Raw genomic sequence first — 1212 nt, forward strand, 5'->3', positions numbered from 1 at the left:
GTACTCATGAATCCAGGGTACGGCGACGCGGCGGCCGGGGCGGCGGAGGCGGGACTCCGGGTGGCACAGGTCACCGCCACCGAAGCCGCCACTGTCGCCACTGTCGCCAGAGTCCCAGCCCTCCCCGCCGCCTTCCCCTCTCCCCTTCACCGTCACCGGTCCTTCGGGTCGAGCAGCCAGAGACCCAGGACTACGAGGAACGACAGGCCGAGGAACCCCGTGCCCCACCAGGCGGTCGCGGTGTCGCCCTTCATCCACTCGTTGACGATCACCGTCAGCCCCCAGAGCTGGCCGACGACCACGGTGAGCGCCAGGGCGAGGCGGGCCGTCAGCTTCGAGGACCGCTCGGGCTCCTGCTCGGTGCCCGCACCGGGGCCGGGCCCGGTGCGGCGGGTGCGGGGGTCGCCGTATCCACTGGTGGCGCGGATCTGGGGGTACCGGTCGTGTACGGGACGGTTGAGTCGGGGCTGGGCGCTGCCGGGCGTATACGGGGGCGGCGCGGGCACGACGGCGTCGCCGCTCCCGCCGGGGCCGGTGCCGGCGCTCATGTCCGCTCGCTCCTCTCGGTCCCGGAACCCGCTCCCGGGCAGCCGATCCGGGCCGCCATGTCCGGGTGCTGCTCACCGAACTGCCGGCACATGGCCGCCTTGACGCTCTCGCCGGAGCGAGTGGTGGCCACCGCCCAGACGCTCCCGTCGACCTCCTCCACGAGGAGCACCTTCGGCAGCGGGCGGGGCGGCGGCCCGGCGGTCACCTCACCGGTGCGGGGGTCGAAGACGCCCTCGTGGCAGGGGCAGTACAGCTCGCCCTCGTCACCCCGGTCGGTGCGCCACAGCACCGCGCAGGCGAGGTGCGTACAGACGGCGGAGTAACCGACGAGGGTGCCGTCCCGGAGCCGGACGCCGACCGCCCGGTCGTCCTCGCCGGGGAAGCGGAAGGCGACGGCCTCGCCGGGGCGGAGCCCGTCGGCCACGCGCTTGGCCTCGGGGGCGTCCGCACTGTCCCCGTGCCGGTGGAGCACGCCTCCGGCGACGGCGACCGCGCCGACGGCGAGGCCGCCGGAGACGGTGGTGACGATCCGCAGGTAGTCCCGGCGGCTGGTGAGCGAGTCGGCGGCGACGCGGTCGCGCAACGCCTCCTGGGCGGGGTCGGGCCAGGGGGCGGCGGCGCCCGGCGCACCCTCGCGCGAGCCGCCTTCCCCCGGGCCACCCT

General features: G+C 75.7%; 2 protein-coding genes. Both read right to left on the minus strand.

The window, feature by feature from the left end; genetic code table 11:
• Positions 1-152 precede the first annotated feature (152 nt).
• Positions 153-548 carry a hypothetical protein gene (locus tag ACJA3G_RS37255; RefSeq protein ID WP_406557434.1) on the minus strand — a complete coding sequence of 132 codons (396 nt, stop codon included), beginning with the start codon at positions 546-548 and terminating at the stop codon, positions 153-155.
• A partial coding sequence (locus ACJA3G_RS37260; RefSeq protein ID WP_406557435.1) for a ubiquinol-cytochrome c reductase iron-sulfur subunit occupies positions 545-1212 on the minus strand: 668 nt, incomplete at its 5' end. The genes ACJA3G_RS37255 and ACJA3G_RS37260, both read right to left, overlap by 4 nt.

It is taken from the genome of Streptomyces sp. YS-3 (assembly GCF_045257485.1).
Taxonomy (GTDB): Bacteria; Actinomycetota; Actinomycetes; order Streptomycetales; family Streptomycetaceae; genus Streptomyces.

Bases quoted from the DNA above. Each gene is read 5' to 3' on its own strand.
- ACJA3G_RS37255 (WP_406557434.1), bottom strand. From the start codon at position 548: ATGAGCGCCGGCACCGGCCCCGGCGGGAGCGGCGACGCCGTCGTGCCC.